This is a genomic window from Streptomyces tamarix (assembly GCF_032423885.1).
Classification (GTDB): Bacteria; Actinomycetota; Actinomycetes; order Streptomycetales; family Streptomycetaceae; genus Streptomyces; species Streptomyces tamarix.
This window is the reverse complement of the sequence record NZ_JAWCTQ010000042.1, coordinates 1-20,260: the sequence shown is the minus strand read 5'-3', so window position 1 is coordinate 20,260 and position 20,260 is coordinate 1. Positions and strand designations below refer to the sequence as shown.

Genomic DNA, 20,260 nt, shown 5'->3' with positions numbered 1-20,260 from the left:
GGGCGGATTCGGTCGATGGCCGGTCGTGGCGATAGTTTCAACGGGTACCAGACCGCTATCGAAAGGGTGATCCGATGAGCCGCTCGGTTCTCGTCACCGGAGGCAACCGGGGCATCGGCCTCGCCATCGCCCGCGCTTTCGCCGACGCCGGAGACAAGGTCGCGTTCACGTACCGGTCCGGCGAGCCGCCCGCCGAGCTCGTGGAACGGGGCTGCCTGGCCGTGCGGTGCGACATCACCGACTCCGAGCAGGTGGAGACCGCCTACAAGGAGATCGAGGAGAAGCACGGCCCCGTGGAGGTCCTCGTCGCCAACGCCGGCGTCACCAAGGACCAGCTCCTCATGCGGATGTCCGAGGACGACTTCACCTCCGTCCTCGACACGAACCTGACGGGCGCCTTCCGCGTCGTGAAGCGGGCCAACCGCGGCATGCTGCGTGCCAAGAAGGGCCGGGTCGTGCTCATCTCGTCCGTCGTCGGGCTGCTCGGCTCGGCGGGCCAGGCCAACTACGCCGCCTCCAAGGCCGGCCTCGTCGGCTTCGCCCGCTCGCTCGCCCGGGAGCTCGGCTCCCGCAACATCACCTTCAACGTCGTGGCGCCCGGCTTCGTCGACACCGACATGACCCAGGTGCTCACCGACGAGCAGCGCGCGGGCATCGTCGCGCAGGTGCCGCTGGGCCGCTACGCGCAGCCCGGGGAGATCGCGGCCGCGGTGCGCTTCCTGGCGTCGGACGACGCCTCGTACATCACTGGAGCCGTCATCCCGGTTGACGGCGGATTGGGCATGGGTCACTGAGTCACATGAGCGGAATTCTCGAGGGCAAGCGCATCCTCGTCACCGGTGTGCTGATGGAGTCGTCCATCGCGTTCCACACCGCCAAGGTGGCCCAGGAGCAGGGCGCCGAGGTCATCCTGACCGCGTTCCCCCGCCCCACCCTCACCGAGCGCATCGCCAAGAAGCTGCCCAAGCCGGCCAGGGTCTTCGAGCTGGACGTCACCAACGACGAGCACCTCGGCCGGGTCGAGGAGGTCGTCCGCGGGGAGCTCGGCGGCCTGGACGGCGTCGTCCACTCCATCGGCTTCGCCCCGCAGGACGCGCTGGGCGGCAACTTCCTCCACACGCCGTTCGAGTCGGTTGCCACGGCGATGCACGTCTCGGCGTTCTCGCTGAAGTCGCTGACCATGGCCTGCCTCCCCCTGATGGAGAACGGCGGCTCGGTGGTCGGCCTGACCTTCGACGCGCAGTTCGCCTGGCCGCAGTACGACTGGATGGGCCCGGCCAAGGCCGCCCTGGAGGCCACCAGCCGCTACCTGGCGCGGGACCTCGGCGAGCGGAACGTCCGCTGCAACCTGATCTCCGCCGGCCCGATCGGCTCGATGGCCGCCAAGTCCATCCCGGGCTTCGGCGAGCTGGCCAAGGTCTGGGACGAGCGCTCCCCGCTCGCCTGGGACATGTCGGACCCGGAGCCGGCCGGCCGCGGTGTCGTCGCCCTGCTGTCGGACTTCTTCCCGAAGACCACCGGCGAGATCGTCCACGTGGACGGCGGCGTCCACATCATGGGTGCCTGACCCTCCGTACCCACCCCGCCCGCTCCGGCGACCCCGCCCCGGGGCCGCGTGACCGTCACCCGATCGGCGCGCGGCCCCGGCGCGTGTACGGCACACTGGTCATGCCGGGCGGCGTCGCCTCCCGGCGCCCGGGGAGGAGGTGTGGCCGTGGCGATACGACACCACCGGGCGGCGGCTCTGACCGCCGCGTCGGTTCTCGCCCCCGCCCTGCTCGCGGGCCCCGCCGCCACGGCGGGTCCCGCCGCGGCGGACGACCGGCGGGAGCGCGCGGGCGCGTCGTGCCGCACCGAGGTCGAGGGCTCCCGCGCCACCGCGTACTGCCACAACCCCTATCCCCGCACCGATCGCGTACGGCTGCACGTCGAGTGCGCCCGCTGGTGGGACGTCGACGCCGACAGCGCCCCGGTCGAGGTGCGGGCCACCGCCTACGTCGAGCTGACCGCGCGGTGCTGGAAGGAGGTCCGGGCCGCCTGGATCAGCCACGATCCCCTTCCGGGCCCGGGCTCCTGAGGCACATGAACGGGTAGCCCGCCGCCTCCTCCGCCGCCACGTCGGCGTCGCCGGCGCGGATCGCCTCCACCAGCCGCGCGTGGTCCATGTGGTGCTCCGGGCGCAGCTCCTGCCCCACGTCGTCGCGGAGCCACGCGCGCATCAGGTGCCCGAGGTCGGCGTACAGCTCGGTCAGCACGTCGTTGTGCGAGGCCGCGACCACGGCGAGGTGGAAGGTCGCGTCCGCCGCCACGAACAGGTCGGCGTCGCCCGTCTCCCACGCCTCCTCGCGCCGCGCGAGCAGCGTCTCCATCTGCTGGAGGTCCCGCTCGGTGCGGCGCTGGGCGGCCAGCCGCGCCGCCGACGACTCCAGCGTGGAGCGCAGCTCGGCGACGTGCCGGGGGTCCGCGTCGGCGAAGCGGCGGTGCATCACCCCGGCCAGCTCGCTCGTCGCGACGACGTACGTCCCGGAGCCCTGGCGGATGTCCAGCAGGCCGTTGTGCGCGAGCGCCCGCACCGCCTCGCGGACGGTGTTGCGGGCGACGCCCAACTGCTCCACCAGCTCCGGTTCGGTGGGGATGCGCGAGCCGACCGGCCACTCGCCGGAGGTGATCTGGTTCCGCAGCTGCGCGATCACCTGGTCGGAGAGCGCGGACCGGCGGGGCGAGCTGAGCGCCATGGTTCTTCCTCGTCTGGGCGTCGTCTGGGCGTCGGGAGGGGTTCGGCCAAAGGTCGTTCATGATTGGACAACCAATCATCCCATGATTCTATGATGGGCGCATGCCCGACGAGCCGCAGACCCCGACGCACAGCCCCGCCCGCACGCTCACCCGCCCCGCCGACCCGCCCGCCCCGACCGGCCCGGCCGCGCGGTCCGTGCCGGCCACCGCGGCGGCGCCCCCCAGCGCGTGGCTCACCCGCCTCCTCGTCGTCGGTCTCGTCCTCGCCGCCCTCAACCTCCGCCCGGCCATCACCAGCCTCGGCGCGCTCCTGGAGGAGGTCCGCACCGGCCTCCACATGAGCGGCGGGGTCGCGGGCCTCCTCACCTCCGTGCCGCCGCTGTGCTTCGCCGTCTTCGGGATCGCCGCGCCGCGCCTCGCCCGCCGCTTCGGCGGGGCCGCGGTCGTCTGCGCGGGCATGGTGGCGATCGCCGTCGGCGTGGCCGTCCGCCCCTTCGCCGGCGGCACGCCGGGCTTCCTCGCCGCGAGCGCCCTCGCCCTGATGGGCATCGCCCTCAGCAACGTGCTGATGCCCGTCATCGTCAAGCGGTACTTCCCCGACCGCGTCGGGACGATGACCGGCCTGTACTCGATGGCCCTGGCCCTGGGCACCTCCCTCGCCGCGGCCGTCACCGTCCCGCTCACCTCGGCCCTGGGCGGCGGCTGGCGCGCCGGCCTGGGCGTGTGGGCGATCCTGGCCGTCCTCGCGGCCCTGCCCTGGATCCCGGTCGTACGGGGCCACCGCACGTCCACCCGCCCCGCCCCCTCCGGGGACGCCGCCCCCTCCGCGGGTGCCTCCTCCTCCGCGGGCGCCGCTCCTTCCGCGGGTGCCGCCCCGGCGGCCGGGCCGCGCGTGGCCCGGAGCCGTACGGCCTGGGCGCTCGCCTGCTTCTTCGGCCTCCAGGCCACCGGCGCGTACATCACCATGGGCTGGCTCCCGCAGATCTTCCGCGACGCGGGCGTCCCCGCCGGGACCGCCGGCGTCCTGCTGGCCGTCACCATGGTCATGGGCGTCCCGCTCGCCTTCGTCATCCCGCGCGTCGCCGGCCGGATGCGGCAGCAGGGCCCGATCGTGATCGCCCTCGGCCTGGCCGGGCTCGCCGGGTACGCCGGGCTGCTCGCCGCGCCGGCCGCCGGCGCCTGGCTCTGGGCGGTCCTGCTCGGCATCTCGAACTGCGCCTTCCCGCTCGTCCTCACCATGATCGGCATGCGGGCCCGGACGGACACCGGCGTCGTACGGCTCTCCGCCTTCGCCCAGTGCGCCGGGTACCTCCTGTCGGTCCCCGGGCCGATCCTCGTCGGCGCCCTGTACCAGCACAGCGGCGGCTGGACCGCCCCGCTCACCCTGATGGCGGCCCTGATCGTGCCCCAGGTGGCGGCCGGTGTGCTGGCCGGGCGGGACCGGACGATCGAGGACGAGGCGTGAGGTGCGAGACTGGCACCATGCCTGTGCTCGACCCGAACCCCCAGAACGGCCAGAAGAAGCTCCTCGCCGTCTTCGGCGCCATGCTCGCGATCGGCGTGGTGATCGGAGTCCTCGCCTCGATCGTCTCGCCCTGACCGCCCCCTCCGCCCCTTAGGGGCGGAGTCGGGGTCACCTGGGTGGAACACCGGATGGGCGCCCCGCGGGGGCTCCGTAGCGTGGAAGCCGCCACGCACCACGGACCCGCGACGACGGAGGCGACCATGTCGGCCCGCACACCCACCCCAGCCCGCGCCGCCACCGCCGCCGCCATCGCCGGCGGCACCGGCGGCGGTACGGGCACCGGTCCCGGCGACGGCGGTGCGGACGCCCGGCTGCCCTGGTGGGCCGTCGTCCTCCCCGTCGCCGCCTTCGCCGCGCTGTTCCTCCTCCTCGCCGGGCCGGGGCAGGCCCGCGCGACGGACGGCGAGCCCGCCGTGGGCCGGTTCCTCGAACAGGTCCGGCACACCGTCGCGGACTAGCGCCCCGCCCGCTCACCCGCGCAGGTCGAAGACGTCAACACCCTGCGCCACGGGGTGCGTTTCGTGCGAAGCTGGAGGACATGAGCGTCGATACACCTCGCAGGATCGTGCTGCTCCGGCATGCGAAGGCCGAGTGGTCCCAGGACTCCGACCACGAGCGTCCGCTCGCCGACCGCGGCCGCCAGGACGCGCCCGTCGCCGGGCGTTGGCTCGCCGGTGCCGGCATCACCCCCGACCTGACCCTGTGCTCGACCGCCGTGCGCACCCGCGAGACGTGGAAGCTGGTGGTCCCCGAGCTGCCCCAGCGGCCCAGGACCGTCTACGACGAGCGCCTCTACGAAGCGTCCCTCGGCGAACTGATCGCGGTGCTCAACGAGACGCCCGACGAGGTGCGGGACCTCCTCGTCGTCGGGCACAACCCCGGCATCCACGCCCTCGCCGACGCCCTCGCCGGCGAGGCCGAGGGCGACATCCTGGCCAGGATGAACCGCAGCGGCTTCCCGACCTCCGCCCTCGCCGTCCTCACGTTCGACGGCGACTGGAAGTCCGTGGAGCACGGTGTCGGCAGGCTCGTGAGCTTCTGGGCGCCCCACATGTGACGCCCGCGGCCCGGTCGCCCGCAGCACGGCCCGGTGCCCACGGCCCGGCGGACCGGCGACGGCGGCCCGGGCACCGCGCGGGTGCCCGGGCCGCCGTCGCCCCGGCTCGTCCTCGCGTACCGGGTCAGGCCGGCTCGGCGTCCGCCGCCTCGACCTCTTCGCGGGTGATGCCGAGCAGGTACAGCACGGTGTCCAGGAACGGCACGCTGACCGCGGTGTCGGCCGCCCTGCGGACCACCGGCTTGGCGTTGAAGGCCACGCCGAGACCGGCCGTGTTCAGCATGTCCAGGTCGTTCGCGCCGTCGCCGATCGCCACGGTCTGCGCGAGCGGTACGCCCGCCTCCGCCGCGAACCGGCGCAGCAGCCGCGCCTTCCCCGCCCGGTCCACGATCTCGCCGGTCACCCGGCCGGTCAGCCTGCCGTCGACGATCTCCAGCGTGTTGGCGGACGCGAAGTCCAGGCCGAGCCGCACCTTCAGGTCGTCCGTGACCTGCGTGAACCCACCGGACACCACACCGACCTGGTAGCCGAGTCGCTTCAGTGTGCGGATCAGCGTGCGGGCGCCGGGCGTCAGCCGCACCTCGGCGCGCACCTTGTCCACGACCGACTCGTCCAGCCCCTCCAGCAGCGCCACGCGCGCGTGCAGCGACTGCTCGAAGTCCAGCTCGCCGCGCATCGCCGCCGCGGTGATCTCCGCGACCTCGTTCTCGCACCCCGCGTGGGCGGCGAACAGCTCGATGACCTCGTCCTGGATCAGCGTCGAGTCGACGTCCATGACCACCAGCCGCTGCGCCCGCCGGTGCAGCCCGGCCGACACGACGGCCACGTCCACGCCCCGCTCGTGGCTCTCGGTGGCGAGCGCGGTGCGCAGCGGTTCGGTCTCCACGCCGGAGACGGCGAACTCCACGGCGGTCACCGGGTACTTGGCCAGCCGGAAGATGCGGTCGATGTTGCCGCCGGTGCGGGTGATCGTGGCCGCTATGGCCGCCGAGGTCTCCGCGGTCAGCGGGTTCCCGAGGACGGTCACGTGGGAACGGCCGTGACCGCGGGGCCGGTTGTCGCCGGTACCGGAGATGATCTCCGCCTGGAGCTTCAGCGACTCGGCCCAGCTGTGGACCGTGGCCCGCAGTTCGCCCTCCGTGCTGACGGTCGGCTCGGTGACGAGCGCGCACAGGACGATACGGCCGCGGGTGACGACCTGCTCGATGTCGACGACGTCGACGGAGAACGCGGCAAGGGTGTCGAACAGCCCGGCGGTGATCCCGGGACGGTCCTTCCCGAAGATCTTCACGAGAAGGGTGGGGACGTCTGAGGTCTGTGATGCGCTCATGGTCCCTCCACCGTATCCGGCCCGCCGCACGCCCACCGCCCCCATCCCGCCCAGCGGACACCCTGCCGCGGCACGGCCCCGGGGCGCCGCCCGGCCCCGGCCCGCCCCGCACGGACGCGGCGGGGTCCGCCCGGGTCCCTGGCCGGGACAGGACGGCGGGACACGCGGCGGCGTCAGGGATGCGAGGCGGGTCCGGGGATTACCACCGGCGCGGCCACCGCCGGGACGGGGAGGCGGGATGCCCGGGTAGGGGACCGCCCGCCCCATTCGCCGGGCCGGCCGGCCGCGGTTCCCCCGGGACGCCCGCGGTCTTCGCGCCGCCCGACTTTCGGATCGGGGACCGGGCCTGAAATAGTTCCACCTCGATGTTCGCCATCCCTAGACTCCCAGCGACGGGGGTACCTCGGGGGAAAACTACGTGGGGCATGGAGTGCCGGAACTCGTACTGGAACTGAACGGAAGGACCTGGACCCTCGATCCGTCCAGGTCGTACACCCTCGGGCGGGACCCGCAGGGTGACGTGGTGATCGACGACGCCCGGGTCTCGTGGCGGCACGCCACGGTGAGCTGGGGGGGCCGGAGTTGGGTCATCGAAGACCACGGCTCCACCAACGGAACCTATGTGCAGGGCCAGCGGATCCACCAGATGGAAATCGGACCGGGTGCCGCCGTGCACCTGGGCAACGCCACCGACGGCCCGCGGCTGGACTTCGCCGGTGCCGCCGCGCCCGTACCCGCCGGCGCGGCGCCCGCCGGCGCGTACGACGCCCCGGTGCCGCAGGCACAGCAGCCCTGGCCCGACCAGCAGGCCCACGCGGCACAAGCCCCGCAGCAGCACCAGCACTACCAGCAGCCGCAGCACCAGCAGTACCAGCCGCCGCAGCACCACCAGGAGCAGCCCGGCTGGCAGCAACACCAGCAGATCCCGCACCAGCAGGGCGGCGGCCCGGCGGCCCACCAGGCGCCCGCGCCCCCCGTGCACGGAGGGGAACGCGCCCCCACCACCTTCCACCAGTTGGCCCTGGGCCGCGTCATGCGCATCGGCCGCGCGCTCGAGAACGAACTGGTCGTCTCCGACCTCCAGGTCTCGCGCCACCACGCCGAGTTCACCGCGCACCCGGACGGCCGCTTCGAACTGCGCGACCTCGGCTCGCACAACGGCACGTACGTCAACGGCCAGCCGATCGCCAAGTCGGGCACCGTCCTCATCGGCCCGAACGACATCGTCGGCGTCGGCCACTCGACGTTCCGGATCGTCGGCGACCGCCTGGAGGAGTTCGTCGACACCGGCGAGGTCTCCTTCTCGGCCCGCCACCTCACCGTCACCGTCGACGGCGGCAAGCAGATCCTGAAGGACGTCTCCTTCGGCGTGCCCGAGAAGTCGTTGATCGGCGTCATCGGCCCGTCCGGCTCCGGCAAGTCGACGCTCCTCAAGGCGCTCACCGGCTACCGCCCGGCCGACCAGGGCGACGTCCTCTACGACAACCGCAGCCTCTACAAGCAGTTCGCCGAACTGCGCCAGCGCATCGGCCTGGTCCCGCAGGACGACATCCTCCACAAGGAGCTGACCGTCCAGAAGGCCCTCCGGTACGCGGCGAAGCTCCGCTTCCCCGGTGACACGGCCCCGGCCGAGCGCGAGGCCCGGATCGACGAGGTGCTGCGCGAGCTGAAGCTCGACATCCACAAGGAGAAGAAGGTCACCTCCCTCTCCGGTGGCCAGCGCAAGCGCGTCTCCGTCGCCCTGGAGCTGCTGACCAAGCCGTCCCTGATCTTCCTGGACGAGCCGACCTCCGGCCTCGACCCGGGCATGGACCGCGACGTCATGCAGCTGCTGCGCGGCCTCGCCGACGACGGCCGCACGGTCCTCGTCGTCACACACTCCGTCGCAGAGCTGGCGCTCTGCGACAAGTTGCTGGTGATGGCGCCCGGCGGTTCGGTGGCCTACTTCGGCCCGCCGGAGGAGGCGCTGAACTTCTTCGGGTACGAGACGTGGGCGGACGTCTTCTCCGCCTTCGAGAACTACCGCGACTACGACTGGGCCGGCCGCTGGAAGGGCTCGCAGCACTACCAGCTGTACGCGGCGGACATCGACGCCGTCGCCGCCCAGCCGGTCCAGATGCCGGTGCAGTCCGCCGCCAAGCCGCCCAAGCCGCAGAGCTGGGGCGCCCAGCTGTGGACCCTGATCCGCCGGTACGTCTCGGTGATCGCCTCCGACCGGGGCTTCCTCGCCCTGATGGTCATCCTCCCGGCGGTCCTGGGCGCGGTCTCCGTCGTCATCCCGGCCGACTTCGGCCTGGCCCCGCCGACGCCGCCGTCCCGGTTCAACGGCGACGCCGGAACGATCATGCTCATCCTCGCGGTCGGCATGTGCTTCTCGGGCGCAGCCAACTCCGTACGGGAGCTGATCAAGGAACGGGTGATCTACGAACGGGAACGCGCCACCGGCCTGTCCCGCTCGGCGTACCTGATGTCCAAGGTGATCGTCCTCGGCCTCATCACGGCCTTCCAGGGCGTCATCATCTGCGCCATCGGCTTCACCCCGCGCGAGCTGCCCGCCGAGGGCCTGCTCATGCCGCCCGCCGTCGAGCTGTGCGTCGTCGTCATCGCGCTCGGCCTCACTTCGATGATGGTCGGCCTGGTCATCTCGGCCCTGGTGAAGACCGCCGAGAAGACCATGCCGCTGCTGGTCATGTTCGCGATCGTCCAGGTCGTCTTCACCGGCATCCTGTTCAAGGTGTACGGCTCGCCGGGCCTGGAGCAGTTCGCCTGGCTCATGCCGTCCCGCTGGGCCATCGCCGGCGCGGGCGCGACCCTCGACCTGGCGCACCTCATGCCGCCGTGGGACCACAAGAACCCCACCGACCTGGATCCGCTGTGGGAGCACAGCGTCGGCCAATGGGGCGTGAACGTGTCGGTGCTGCTCGCCATGGCCGTCGTCCTCGGCTTCCTCGTGGCGCGCCTGCTGCGCCGCCACGAGCCGGAAGTCATGCGCAAGTGACCGGCGCCACGCGCGCGTGAAGGGCGGCATCCCTTCGGGGTGCCGCCCTTTCCACGTCGGTGCGGGTCAGTACGCGCTGTTGACGTTGTCCATGGAGCCGTACCGGTCGGCCGCGTAGTTGCACGCGGCGACGATGTTGGCGACCGGGTCCCACTGGCTCTTCTTCGTGCCGGGGATGTGGTAGGCGTCGAACGTCGGCTTGATGACCTGGAGCAGGCCGATCGACGGGACGCCGTTGCGGGCGTTGATGTCCCAGTCGTTGATCGCGTTCGGGTTGCCGCTGGACTCCCGCATGACGTTGCGGTGGATGCCCTCGTAGGTACCCGGGATGTTGTGCTTCTTCATGATGTCGAGCGCCTCGCGGATCCATCCGTCGAGGTTGTTCGCGTAGACCGGCCCGCGCACGGCGGTACGGCTGGCGGCGGCCTGGGTGGTGACGCGCGCCTTCGCGGCGGCGGCGGCCTTCACCTGCACGGCGGTCGCGGCTTCGGCCTTGGCCGCGGCCTTCGCCTTCGCGGCGGCGGCCTTCACCTTGGCGGCGGTCTCGGCCTTCGCCTTCGTCTCGGCGGCGGCCTTCACCTCGAACGCCGACTTCTGCCCGGCGATGCCGGCCTGCAGCTCCGCGCTCCGGTAGCCGCTCCAGGCGGCGGCCGGAGCGGCGGCCACCTCCTTGACCTCCGCGTCGGCCGAGGCGGGGCCCGGGACCAGGGAGAGGGAGAGGGCGGCGACACCGAGGGCGGCCACGCCGGCGAGGGAGAGCTGGTGGTTCTTCTTGAGACGGCTGAGACCAGGGGTGCTGGACGGGGACATACAGTCGTACCTCTTCGAATCGCGGGAGTCGCACGCCACGGCGGCGTTGCGCCTGGCTTGGCGGGCGACGGCTGCAATTCTTAGCGGCAGCAAAAACCCGTGGCAAAGGTGTGACGTACGACCCCGGGTAGTGGATCAGAAGGTGTGGAGCGTGGCTTCCGCTCGTCCCGTGCGCGCGCCCGACCAGCACTGATCTGCGCCGGTACGGCTCCACTACGGAGACTCGTACGTGATCTGGGCCCTATGCGCGGCCTCACACCGGCCCCCCTGCCGACTCACTTGCTGTTGCGAGAGCAATGCATTGCGTGAGGCGCTTTTCGGGGCCTTTCGGGACAGGGTGGAAGGACCTAGGCCCTCGGACCCAGACACCGCCGTCCACAGGCGGATACGGACCGTCACCCCCGTGGGTACGGTGAACGCATGACCGATCGACCACGCTCCGGCCTCGCGGCGGTGAGCACGGCCCTGCTGGAGATGAGCAGGCAGCTGGAGGTCCGCGACGTCCTCAAGACGATCGTGGCCTCCGCCCGCGACCTGCTCGACGCCGAGTACGCCGCGCTCGGCGTCCCGGACGACCACGGCGGCTTCGCCCAGTTCGTGGTCGACGGGGTCAGCGACGAGCAGTGGAAGGCCATCGGCCCCCTGCCCCGGCAGCACGGCGTCCTCGCCGCGATGCTCCACAGCGAGCGGCCCGAGCGCCTCGCCGACGTCCGCGAGGACCCCCGCTTCGAGGGCTGGCCCACCACCCACCCCGACATGTCGGACTTCCTCGGCCTGCCCGTCCGCGACGGCGACGAGACGATCGCCGCCCTGTTCCTCGCGAACAAGCGCTGCTCCTCATCCGACGGCGGGTGCGGTTTCACCGCCGAGGACGAGGAGCTGCTCGGCATCCTCGCCCAGCACGCCGCCATCGCCCTCACCAACGCCCGCCTCTACGAGCGCAGCCGCGAGCTGTCCATCGCCGAGGAGCGCTCCCGCCTCGCCCACGAGCTGCACGACGCCGTCAGCCAGAAGCTGTTCTCCCTGCGGCTGACCGCCCAGGCCGCCGCCGCCCTCGTCGACCGGGACCCCGCCCGCGCCAAGGGCGAGCTCCAGCAGGTCGCCGCCCTGGCTGCCGAAGCCGCCGACGAGCTGCGCGCCGCCGTCGTCGAGCTGCGCCCCGCCGCCCTCGACGAGGACGGCCTGGTCCACACCCTGCGTACGCACGTCCAGGTCCTCGACCGGGCGCACACGGCCCACGTCACCTTCGACGGGGGCGGCATACGGGCCCTCCCCGCCTCCCAGGAGGAGGCGCTGCTCCGCGTCGCCCAGGAGGCCCTGCACAACGCCCTGCGCCACTCCGGGGCCGGCGAGGTCGCCGTCCGGCTCGCCCGGCACGGCCAGGGCGCCCGCCTCACCGTCACCGACGACGGCAGGGGCTTCGACCCGCGCGCGGTCCGCCGCGCCGGCCGCCACCTGGGCCTCGTCTCCATGCGGGACCGGGCGAGCGGCGTCGGCGGCAGACTCGCCGTGCACTCGGCGCCCGGCGAGGGCACCACGATCGAGATGGAGGTCCCCGGTGGCTGACAAGGAGAGCGACGGCTCCGCGAGGGCGGGAGAGGGGCGCGCCATCCGCGTCCTCCTCGTCGACGACCACCAGGTCGTCCGCCGCGGGCTGCGCACGTTCCTGGAGGTCCAGCACGACATCGAGGTCGTCGGCGAGGCCGCGGACGGCGCCGAGGGCGTCGCCCGTACGGAGGAGCTGCGCCCCGACGTCGTCCTCATGGACGTGAAGATGCCCGGTACGGACGGCATCGAGGCCCTCCGCAGGCTCCGCGAGCTCGGCAACCCGGCGAAGGTGCTGATCGTCACCAGCTTCACCGAGCAGCGCACGGTCGTCCCCGCCCTGCGCGCCGGCGCCGCCGGGTACGTCTACAAGGACGTCGACCCCGACGCCCTGGCCGGCGCCATCCGCTCCGTCCACGCGGGGCACGTCCTGCTCCAGTCCGAGGTGGCCGGGGCGCTGCTCAGCCAGGACGAGGCGAACGGCGGATCCGGCGGCCGAAGCGGCTCCCTCACCGAGCGGGAGCGCGAGGTCCTCGGCCTGATCGCCGACGGGCGCTCCAACCGGGAGATCGCCCGCGCCCTCGTCCTCTCCGAGAAGACCGTCAAGACGCACGTCTCCAACATCCTCATGAAGCTGGACCTCGCCGACCGCACCCAGGCCGCCCTGTGGGCCGTACGCCACGGCCTCACCACCTGACCGGGCACCGCCCGACCGGCACCATCCGACCGGCACCATTCGCCCGGGTGGCGGCCGGCCATCCGCCCGGACACCGCCCAGCCGGGCGGCGGCCGACCGGACCCCGGCACCCGCCGGGAGGCCGGCCGCCGCCCGCTCAGGACCGGCCGCGCTCCCGCTCCTCCACGTACGCGTTGAACGCCGCCACCTGCGCTCGCCGCGCCACGCGCTCCACCGGCCGCAGCGCCTCCGCCCGCGCCGCCATCTCCGACGCGCTCACCGCGCCGCCGGGCCCCTTCTCGTACGCCAACGAGACCAGCAGCGCCACCCGCCGCGCCAGCTCCAGCACCCGCACCGCCCGCGGGGGGTACCCCGGCGCCAGCAGCTCGCCCCCGGCGTGCGCCCGCGCCCGGTACGCGTCCAGCGCCGCCTCCGCCACCGGGCCCGACGCCGCCACGTTCAGCCGCGTCAGCACCGCCGTCGCCTCCCGCAGCGCCTCCGCCAGCTCCCGCTCCGCCTCGCCCAGCGACGGCACGTCCGCCGGCGGCGCCTCCCGCACCGGCAGGCAGTGCCACACGACCTCCACGTGCAGGTCCCCGGCAGGACCCGCCTCGGTCACCTCCGGCACGAGCCCGAACCCGGCCCCGTACCCGACGGCCGCCTCCTGCGCGTCGAGCGCCCGCGCGTTGAACTCCGGCGGCCCGCTGAGCCCCAGCGGATGCCCCGGCGCGGGCAGCGCCACCCGCCACCCGGTGATCCCCAGCGACCGCAGCCGCCCCAGCGCCAGGGTCAGCCCGACGGGCCCCGGCTCACCCGGCAGGCCCTCCACGCGGTGCGGCGCGTCGTCACCGACGATCGCGCCCACCGCCTCGTCCGGCGACACCAACCCGGCCAGCAGGGCGTTCCCCCATGCGGCCAACCGTCCTGAACGTGGTTCCGAAAGCATGGCCCCCACCCTAGGTACTGGCCCCACGGGTACGGGCCCCACCACCGGTGGCGTAGGTTTTCCCTGGGAACCTGCGCCCGCCGCTCCCGCGGCGGCCCGCGCGAGGGACGACGACGAAGCAACGACCGCAAGGGGAGACAACGCGCTCATGAGCGATGTACTGGAGCTGGTGGACGTATCCGTGGTCCGCGACGGACGCGCTCTGGTGGACGAGGTCTCCTGGTCGGTCAAGGAAGGCGAGCGCTGGGCCGTCCTCGGCCCCAACGGCGCCGGCAAGACCACCCTCCTGAACGTCGCCTCCACCTACCTCTTCCCCACCCGCGGCGCCGTCCGCATCCTCGGCGACCAGCTCGGCAAGGTCGACGTCTTCGACCTGCGCCCCCGCGTCAGCATGGCCGGCATCGCCATGGCCGAGAAGCTGCCCAAGCGGCAGACCGTCCTCCAGACCGTCCTCACCGCGGCGTACGGCATGACCGCCACCTGGCGGGAGGACTACGACGCCGTCGACGAGGACCGCGCCCGCGCCTTCCTCGACCGCCTCGGCATGTCCGACTTCCTCGACCGCAGGTTCGGCACCCTCTCCGAGGGCGAGCGCAAGCGGACCCTCATCGCCCGCGCCCTGATGACCGACCCCGAGCTGCTCCTCCTCGACGAGCCCGCCGCCGGCCTCGACCTCGGCGGCCGGGAGGACCTCGTCCGCCGCCTCGGCCGCCTCGCCCGCGACCCGTACGCCCCCTCCATGATCATGGTCACGCACCACGTGGAGGAGATCCCGCCGGGCTTCACCCACGTCCTGATGATCCGCCAGGGCAAGGTGCTCGCCGCCGGCCCCGTCGAGACCGAGCTCACCTCCCGCAACCTCAGCCGCTGCTTCGGCCTGCCCCTCGTCGTCGAGCGCGTCGGCGACCGCTACACCGCCCAGGGCCTCCCGCTCGGCTGACCCCGCCCCACGCCTCCGAAGGCACCGGAACGCCGAAGGTACCGGAACACCGAAGCGCCGAGGGCCCCCGCGCACCCGCGGGGGCCCTCGGCGCCCTGTCCCCGGCGGGCCCGCGCACCTACCATGACGACGTGGACATCGACGCATGGGTCTGGTGGCTGATCGCGGCGGTGGGGCTGGGCATCCCGCTCGTCATCACCGCGATGCCCGAATTCGGCATGTTCTCCGTCGGGGCGGTCGCGGGCGCCCTCACCGCGGGACTCGGCTTCGGAGTGGTGGCCCAAGTCATCGTCTTCGTCGTCGTCTCCGTCGCGCTCCTCGCCGTCGTGCGGCCCATCGCGGCCCGGCACCGCCAGGGGCAACCGGGCCACGCGACCGGCGTCGACGCCCTGAAAGGCCGTCAAGCCGTCGTCCTGGAACGGGTCGACGCCTCCGGCGGGCGCGTCAAACTCGCCGGCGAGGTCTGGTCCGCCCGCTCCTACGCCCCCGACCAGGTCTTCGAACCGGGGCAGCAGGTCGACGTGGTCGACATCGACGGGGCGACCGCCGTCGTGATATGACGACTCGTCACATGCCGTCGCGCGAGGGCCGGTCACCGGGACAACCGGCCGAACCGCCCACATGACCGCCCGCCGTCTGGGAAAATCGATCACCGACATCAACCGGCAGCGAAGGGCACGGGGAGCACGATGCCATCAGTCATCATCGTTCTGGTCATTCTGGTGGTGCTTGTCTTCATCGCCCTGATCAAAACGATCCAGGTCATCCCACAAGCCAGCGCCGCCATCGTGGAACGCTTCGGCCGCTACACCCGCACCCTCAACGCGGGCCTCAACATCGTCGTCCCGTTCATCGACACGATCCGCAACCGCATCGACCTGCGCGAGCAGGTCGTCCCCTTCCCGCCCCAGCCCGTCATCACCCAGGACAACCTGGTCGTCAACATCGACACGGTCATCTACTACCAGGTGACCGACGCCCGCGCCGCGACGTACGAGGTCGCCAGCTACATCCAGGCGATCGAGCAGCTCACCGTCACCACCCTGCGCAACATCATCGGCGGCATGGACCTGGAGCGCACCCTCACCTCCCGCGAGGAGATCAACGCCGCCCTCCGCGGCGTCCTCGACGAGGCCACCGGCAAGTGGGGCATCCGCGTCAACCGCGTCGAGCTGAAGGCCATCGAGCCGCCCACCTCCATCCAGGACTCGATGGAGAAGCAGATGCGCGCCGACCGCGACAAGCGCGCCGCGATCCTCACCGCCGAGGGCATCCGCCAGTCCCAGATCCTCACCGCCGAGGGCGAGAAGCAGTCCGCGATCCTCCGCGCCGAGGGCGAGGCCAAGGCGGCGGCCCTGCGCGCCGAGGGCGAGGCCCAGGCGGTCCGTACGGTCTTCGAAGCCATCCACGCCGGCGACCCCGATCAGAAACTCCTCTCCTACCAGTACCTCCAGATGCTCCCGAAGATCGCCGAAGGCGACGCCAACAAGCTCTGGATCGTGCCCAGCGAGATCGGCGACGCCCTCAAGGGCCTCTCCGGCGCCTTCGGCAACCTCGGCAACGGCGCCCCCGGCTTCGACACCTCCTCCAAGGAGCGGCGCCGGGAGGACCCCCCCGTCGACTGACCGGGGGCCGCACCCCGGTCGACTCACCCCACTGCCCTCGTGCATGATCGGTTCGTCCACCACCGATCACGTACGGGGGCACAGTGACGTTCTGGGAGATGCTCGCCGTCTTCGCGGCCGGCATCGGCGCGGGCACCATCAACACGATCGTCGGGTCGGGCACGCTCATCACGTTCCCCGTCCTCCTGGCCACCGGCCTCCCGCCGGTCACCGCCACCGTCTCCAACGCCCTCGGCCTGATCCCCGGCTCCATCAGCGGGGCCATCGGCTACCGCGCCGAACTCACCGGCCAGCGCGACCGCGTCCTGCGCCTCGCCGTCGCCGCCGCCGTCGGCGGACTGGGCGGCGCCGTCCTCCTCACCGTCCTGCCCTCCACGGCCTTCGAGACGATCGTCCCCGTCCTCGTCGCCCTGGCCCTGGTCCTGGTCATCCTCCAGCCCCGCATCACCCGGGCCGTCCAGGCCCGCCGCGAACGGAACGGCCGCACCGGCACCGCCCGCCACGGCGGCCCCCTCCTCTTCACCGGCCTCCTCCTGGCCAGCGTCTACGGCGGGTACTTCACCGCCGCCCAGGGGATCATCTACCTCTCCCTCATGGGCATGCTGCTCGACGACACCCTCCAGCGCCTCAACGCCGCGAAGAACATCCTCGCGGCCGTCGTGAACACCATCGCCGCGCTGTTCTTCGTCTTCGCCGCCCACTTCGACTGGACCGCCGTCGCCCTCATCGCCGTCGGCTCCACCATCGGCGGCCAGATCGGCGCACGCGTCGGCCGGCGCCTCCCCGCCAAGGCCCTCCGCGCCCTGATCGTCGTCATCGGCGGCGCCGCGATCCTCCAGCTCGTCACCCGATGACGAAGAGCCCGCCCCCGGCGACACACCGGGAGCGGGCTCCACCCGCGGTCACGCTCAGGCGGCGGACGCCTCCGGCCGCCGCGCCGCCAGCCACTCCGGCAGCTCCGCCCGCTCACCGGCCCGCAGCGCCAGCAGCATCGCGTCCGCGGGGCTCGGTACGAACGGCCGGTGCAGCAGCGGCATCCCCGCCTCCTCCGGCGTACGGTCCGCCTTGCGGTGGTTGTCCTCCGCGCAGGACGCGACCGTGTTCAGCCAGCTGTCCGCACCGCCCTGCGATCGCGGCACCACGTGGTCGACCGTCGTCGCCCGCCGCCCGCAGTACGCGCACCGGTGCTGGTCCCGCACCAGCACGCCGCGCCGCGACCACGGCGCGTGTCTTCGGAACGGCACCCGTACGTACCGGCACAACCTGATCACCCGCGGTACGGGCAGCTCCACCGCGGCCGCCCGCAGCCGGAGCCCCGGATGGGCCTGCTCGACGACGGCCTTGTCCTGCAGCACCAGCACCACCGCGCGGTGCAGCGACACCGTCGACAGCGGCTCGAAGCTCGCGTTGAGAACCAGCGTGTCCCGCATTCCGCCCACCTCCGTGTGCCGGCCGTCCCCCTGACGCGCCTGGACCAACTCTGGCGGGGCGGCACCGAACGGGACAACGCAATATCCGCGAGCGGAAAATGCCCGCCCCCGGCCTCCCCCGGGCCAGAAGCGGGCGAACGGGAAGTGAACGTTCAGCTCTCCGCGGGCGTCTCGTACTCCCCGATGAGCTGCGCGCGCGCCAGCGTGTGGAACCGCAGGTTGAAACCGACGACCGCCGGCGACGCGTCGGAGTCCGGCCCCAGCCTCTCCGTGTCCACGGCGTACACGGTGAACACGTACCGGTGCGGGCCGTCCCCGGGCGGCGGCGCGGCACCGCCGAAGTCCTTCGACCCGTAGTCGTTGCGGGCGTGCACCGCGCCCTCGGGCAGCCCCTCGAACTTCCCGCCGCCCGCACCCGCGGGCAGCTCCGTCACGGACGCCGGGATGTCGAACAGCACCCAGTGCCAGAAGCCGCTGCCCGTCGGCGCGTCCGGGTCGAAGCACGTCACGGCGAAGCTCTTCGTCTCCGCCGGGAAGCCCTCCCACCGCAGCCGCGGCGACGTGTTCCCCTTCGCGTACACCTGCGCGTCCGCCAGCACGCCCCCGGGCGCGACGTCGTCGCTCACCACGGTGAACGACGGCACCGGCGGGTGGAAGTCGTGGGGGAGCGGCGCCCTCTTCGCCTCGGTCACGTCAGAACCTCCGATCGCTCTGGAACCTCGATCTTCCGAGCCTAGAGCCAGTTGCGGCGCCCACCGACATCGGCGAGCCACTGGTTGAGGTACGCCGCCCAGTCGGTGCCCTGGTAGTCGTTCAAGCCGACCACGAAGCAGCGGTACGAGTCGCTGCCCTCGCTGAACAGCCCGCCCTTCTTGTCCATCTCCAGCACGACGTCCATCTCCCGGTCGTCGGCGACGAACGACAGCTCGACCTGGTTCAGCCCCCGGTACTGCTGCGGCGGCAGGAACTCGATCTCCTGGTAGAAGGGCAGCCGCTGTCGCGTCCCCCGGATGTGCCCCCGCTCCATGTCCGCGTTCTTGAACCGGAAGCCCAGCCGGACGAACGCGTCCAGGATCGCCTGCTGCGCCGGCAGCGGGTGCACGCTGATCGGGTCCAGGTCGCTGGAGTCCACGGCCCGCGCGATCGCCAGCTCCGTCGTCACCCCGATGTCCATGCCGCGCAACTGCTGCCCGGCGATGCAGGTGACGGGGGTCTCCCACGGGATCTCCAACCCGAACGGCACGACGTGCACGGCCCCGGCCTGGACGGTGAAGGAACCGCCGATCTGTGTCCTGCCGAACTCGATGTCCTGCTTGGCCTCCTGGTCGCCGCCCTCGACCTCGACCCGCGCCTGCAGCCCGAGCGACAGGCCCTGGATCTCCTGCGGCACCGAGCCGCCCTCGATCCGCACCTCGCCCTGGACGACACCGCCGGGCACCACGTTCGCCTCGGTCAGCACGGTCTCGACGTTGGCCCCGCCCGCCCCCAGGCTCGCGAGCAGCTTCTTGAAGCCCATGTCCACTCCTTCTCGGTCCACAGCTCACATACGCGTACGCGCGGAAGACCGTAGCCGGTTCCGGGCGCCGTCCCAGTACGCTCGTTCAACATGATCGAGCGCCCCGACCGTACGCCGCTGCCCCGGGACTTCTTCGACCGCCCCGTACTGGAGGTCGCGCCGGACCTGCTCGGCCGGACCCTGGTGCGGACGACGGACGACGGACCCATCGAGCTCCGCCTCACGGAAGTGGAGGCGTACGCCGGAGAGGTGGACCCCGGCTCCCACGCCTACCGGGGCCGCACGGCGAGGAACGCCGTCATGTTCGGTCCGCCCGGTCACGCGTACGTCTACTTCACCTACGGGATGTGGCACTGCCTGAACCTGGTGTGCGGCCCGGAGGGCACCGCGAGCGGGGTCCTGCTGCGCGCCGGGGAGGTCCGCGCGGGTCACGAGCTGGCCCGCCGCCGGCGCCTCTCGGCCCGGCACGACAGGGAGCTGGCCAAGGGCCCGGCCCGCCTCGCCACGGCCCTGGACGTCGACCGCACCCTGGACGGCACCGACGCCTGCGCCGGCCCGGACTCCCCCCTGTCCGTACTGACGGGGACCCCGATCGCCCCCGAGCGGGTACGGAACGGCCCCCGTACCGGTGTGGGCGGGGAGGGGGCGGTGCACCCGTGGCGCTTCTGGATCGACGGGGACCCGACGGTGAGTCCGTACCGGGCCCACACACCGCGCCGGAGGAGGACTTGACTCTCGGCACCGAGCCGCCTAATCTCGATCGAGCCGCAGGAGCCGGGGCACGCTGTATCAGCACCCCTGGGGCGGCCAAACCACTACTTAGCGATCTACCCCCTGGCGGGGTGGGTTCCGGCGTGCCGGAATTCATTTCGAGGAGCTCGATTATGAGCACCGCGAAGAATCCGCTAAAGTGGCGGAAGCCGAAAGGCGAAAGGCCCTCCAACGGCCGCTGGATACGAAATTCGGACCGGGAACGGAACGGAAAACGGATCTGGTAGAGTTGGAAAAACCGAAGGGAAGCGCCCGGAGGAAAGCCCGAGAGGGTGAGTACGAAGGAAGCGTCCGTTCCTTGAGAACTCAACAGCGTGCCAAAAATCAACGCCAGATTAGTTGATACCCCGTCTCT

Annotated in this window: 22 protein-coding genes; 15 read left to right on the top strand and 7 right to left on the bottom strand. The window is 72.4% G+C overall.

Annotation, left to right across the window (positions count from 1 at the left end):
• Positions 1-74: 74 nt before the first annotated feature.
• The 3 genes from fabG to RND61_RS25920 all read left to right on the top strand — a co-directional run bounded on the left by fabG (position 75) and on the right by RND61_RS25920 (position 2,077).
• On the top strand, positions 75-794 hold the full coding sequence (fabG, locus tag RND61_RS25930) for a 3-oxoacyl-[acyl-carrier-protein] reductase (RefSeq protein WP_315880522.1): 720 nt from the start codon (positions 75-77) through the stop codon (positions 792-794).
• A gap of 5 nt (positions 795-799) precedes the next feature.
• Entirely contained in the window at positions 800-1,567 is a 768-nt protein-coding gene (gene fabI / locus RND61_RS25925) for an enoyl-ACP reductase FabI (RefSeq protein ID WP_315880521.1), read from the top strand.
• Positions 1,568-1,714: 147 nt separating this feature from the next.
• Positions 1,715-2,077, top strand: a complete 363-nt coding sequence (locus tag RND61_RS25920; protein ID WP_391654155.1) for a hypothetical protein — start codon at positions 1,715-1,717, stop codon at positions 2,075-2,077.
• On the opposite strand, the gene RND61_RS25915 is transcribed toward RND61_RS25920, so the two are convergent.
• Positions 2,043-2,735: a FadR/GntR family transcriptional regulator gene (locus RND61_RS25915; protein WP_315880519.1), complete on the bottom strand. Its 693-nt coding sequence runs from the start codon at positions 2,733-2,735 to the stop codon at positions 2,043-2,045. The two genes, RND61_RS25920 and RND61_RS25915, sit on opposite strands and share 35 nt — an antisense overlap.
• 101 nt (positions 2,736-2,836) lie before the next feature.
• On the opposite strand from RND61_RS25915, the gene RND61_RS25910 reads away from it, so the two are divergent.
• The 4 genes from RND61_RS25910 (at position 2,837) to RND61_RS25895 (ending at position 5,318) form a co-directional block, all read left to right on the top strand.
• Entirely contained in the window at positions 2,837-4,201 is a 1,365-nt protein-coding gene (locus RND61_RS25910) for a CynX/NimT family MFS transporter (protein WP_315880518.1), read from the top strand.
• Positions 4,202-4,218: 17 nt separating this feature from the next.
• Positions 4,219-4,335, top strand: coding sequence for an SGM_5486 family transporter-associated protein (locus tag RND61_RS25905; protein ID WP_315880517.1), 117 nt, complete (start codon positions 4,219-4,221; stop codon positions 4,333-4,335).
• Between the two features lie 126 nt (positions 4,336-4,461).
• Positions 4,462-4,719, top strand: coding sequence for a hypothetical protein (locus RND61_RS25900; protein ID WP_315880516.1), 258 nt, complete (start codon positions 4,462-4,464; stop codon positions 4,717-4,719).
• A gap of 80 nt (positions 4,720-4,799) precedes the next feature.
• Positions 4,800-5,318, top strand: coding sequence for a SixA phosphatase family protein (locus RND61_RS25895; protein ID WP_315880515.1), 519 nt, complete (start codon positions 4,800-4,802; stop codon positions 5,316-5,318).
• A gap of 124 nt (positions 5,319-5,442) precedes the next feature.
• Here the strand turns inward: RND61_RS25895 and serB are convergent, their stop codons facing one another.
• On the bottom strand, positions 5,443-6,648 hold the full coding sequence (serB, locus tag RND61_RS25890; protein ID WP_315880514.1) for a phosphoserine phosphatase SerB: 1,206 nt from the start codon (positions 6,646-6,648) through the stop codon (positions 5,443-5,445).
• Between the two features lie 430 nt (positions 6,649-7,078).
• On the opposite strand from serB, the gene RND61_RS25885 reads away from it, so the two are divergent.
• The gene (locus tag RND61_RS25885; RefSeq protein WP_315880513.1) at positions 7,079-9,646 is read left to right on the top strand and encodes an ABC transporter ATP-binding protein/permease; all 2,568 of its coding nucleotides are present in this window, start codon (positions 7,079-7,081) and stop codon (positions 9,644-9,646) included.
• A 66-nt stretch (positions 9,647-9,712) separates the two neighbouring features.
• Here RND61_RS25885 and RND61_RS25880 read toward each other — a convergent pair whose 3' ends face one another.
• Positions 9,713-10,456, bottom strand: a complete 744-nt coding sequence (locus RND61_RS25880) for a transglycosylase SLT domain-containing protein (RefSeq protein WP_315880512.1) — start codon at positions 10,454-10,456, stop codon at positions 9,713-9,715.
• Positions 10,457-10,876: 420 nt separating this feature from the next.
• Between RND61_RS25880 and RND61_RS25875 the strand changes: the two genes are divergently transcribed.
• Both RND61_RS25875 and RND61_RS25870 read left to right on the top strand, forming a co-directional pair.
• Positions 10,877-12,022 carry a GAF domain-containing sensor histidine kinase gene (locus RND61_RS25875; RefSeq protein ID WP_315880511.1) on the top strand — a complete coding sequence of 382 codons (1,146 nt, stop codon included), beginning with the start codon at positions 10,877-10,879 and terminating at the stop codon, positions 12,020-12,022.
• Positions 12,015-12,698, top strand: a complete 684-nt coding sequence (locus RND61_RS25870; RefSeq protein WP_315880510.1) for a response regulator transcription factor — start codon at positions 12,015-12,017, stop codon at positions 12,696-12,698. The genes RND61_RS25875 and RND61_RS25870 overlap by 8 nt, the downstream gene beginning before the upstream one ends.
• 136 nt (positions 12,699-12,834) lie before the next feature.
• Here the strand turns inward: RND61_RS25870 and RND61_RS25865 are convergent, their stop codons facing one another.
• Positions 12,835-13,623: a hypothetical protein gene (locus RND61_RS25865; RefSeq protein ID WP_315880509.1), complete on the bottom strand. Its 789-nt coding sequence runs from the start codon at positions 13,621-13,623 to the stop codon at positions 12,835-12,837.
• Between the two features lie 148 nt (positions 13,624-13,771).
• Between RND61_RS25865 and RND61_RS25860 the strand changes: the two genes are divergently transcribed.
• The 4 genes from RND61_RS25860 (at position 13,772) to RND61_RS25845 (ending at position 17,042) form a co-directional block, all read left to right on the top strand.
• Positions 13,772-14,563: an ABC transporter ATP-binding protein gene (locus RND61_RS25860; RefSeq protein ID WP_315880508.1), complete on the top strand. Its 792-nt coding sequence runs from the start codon at positions 13,772-13,774 to the stop codon at positions 14,561-14,563.
• Positions 14,564-14,694: 131 nt separating this feature from the next.
• The gene (locus tag RND61_RS25855; protein ID WP_315880507.1) at positions 14,695-15,123 is read left to right on the top strand and encodes an NfeD family protein; all 429 of its coding nucleotides are present in this window, start codon (positions 14,695-14,697) and stop codon (positions 15,121-15,123) included.
• 129 nt (positions 15,124-15,252) lie between these two features.
• Complete coding sequence (locus tag RND61_RS25850) at positions 15,253-16,188, top strand: SPFH domain-containing protein (protein WP_315880506.1); 936 nt, start codon at positions 15,253-15,255, stop codon at positions 16,186-16,188.
• A gap of 83 nt (positions 16,189-16,271) precedes the next feature.
• Positions 16,272-17,042 carry a sulfite exporter TauE/SafE family protein gene (locus RND61_RS25845; protein WP_315880505.1) on the top strand — a complete coding sequence of 257 codons (771 nt, stop codon included), beginning with the start codon at positions 16,272-16,274 and terminating at the stop codon, positions 17,040-17,042.
• Between the two features lie 54 nt (positions 17,043-17,096).
• Here the strand turns inward: RND61_RS25845 and RND61_RS25840 are convergent, their stop codons facing one another.
• The 3 genes from RND61_RS25840 to RND61_RS25830 all read right to left on the bottom strand — a co-directional run bounded on the left by RND61_RS25840 (position 17,097) and on the right by RND61_RS25830 (position 19,134).
• A complete protein-coding gene (locus RND61_RS25840) occupies positions 17,097-17,618 on the bottom strand; it encodes an HNH endonuclease (protein ID WP_315880504.1) in 522 nt (173 codons plus the stop codon).
• A 152-nt stretch (positions 17,619-17,770) separates the two neighbouring features.
• Entirely contained in the window at positions 17,771-18,310 is a 540-nt protein-coding gene (locus RND61_RS25835; RefSeq protein WP_315880503.1) for a YbhB/YbcL family Raf kinase inhibitor-like protein, read from the bottom strand.
• A 41-nt stretch (positions 18,311-18,351) separates the two neighbouring features.
• Entirely contained in the window at positions 18,352-19,134 is a 783-nt protein-coding gene (locus tag RND61_RS25830) for a sporulation protein (RefSeq protein WP_315880502.1), read from the bottom strand.
• 90 nt (positions 19,135-19,224) lie between these two features.
• On the opposite strand from RND61_RS25830, the gene RND61_RS25825 reads away from it, so the two are divergent.
• The gene (locus RND61_RS25825; protein WP_315880501.1) at positions 19,225-19,866 is read left to right on the top strand and encodes a DNA-3-methyladenine glycosylase; all 642 of its coding nucleotides are present in this window, start codon (positions 19,225-19,227) and stop codon (positions 19,864-19,866) included.
• Positions 19,867-20,260 lie beyond the last annotated feature (394 nt).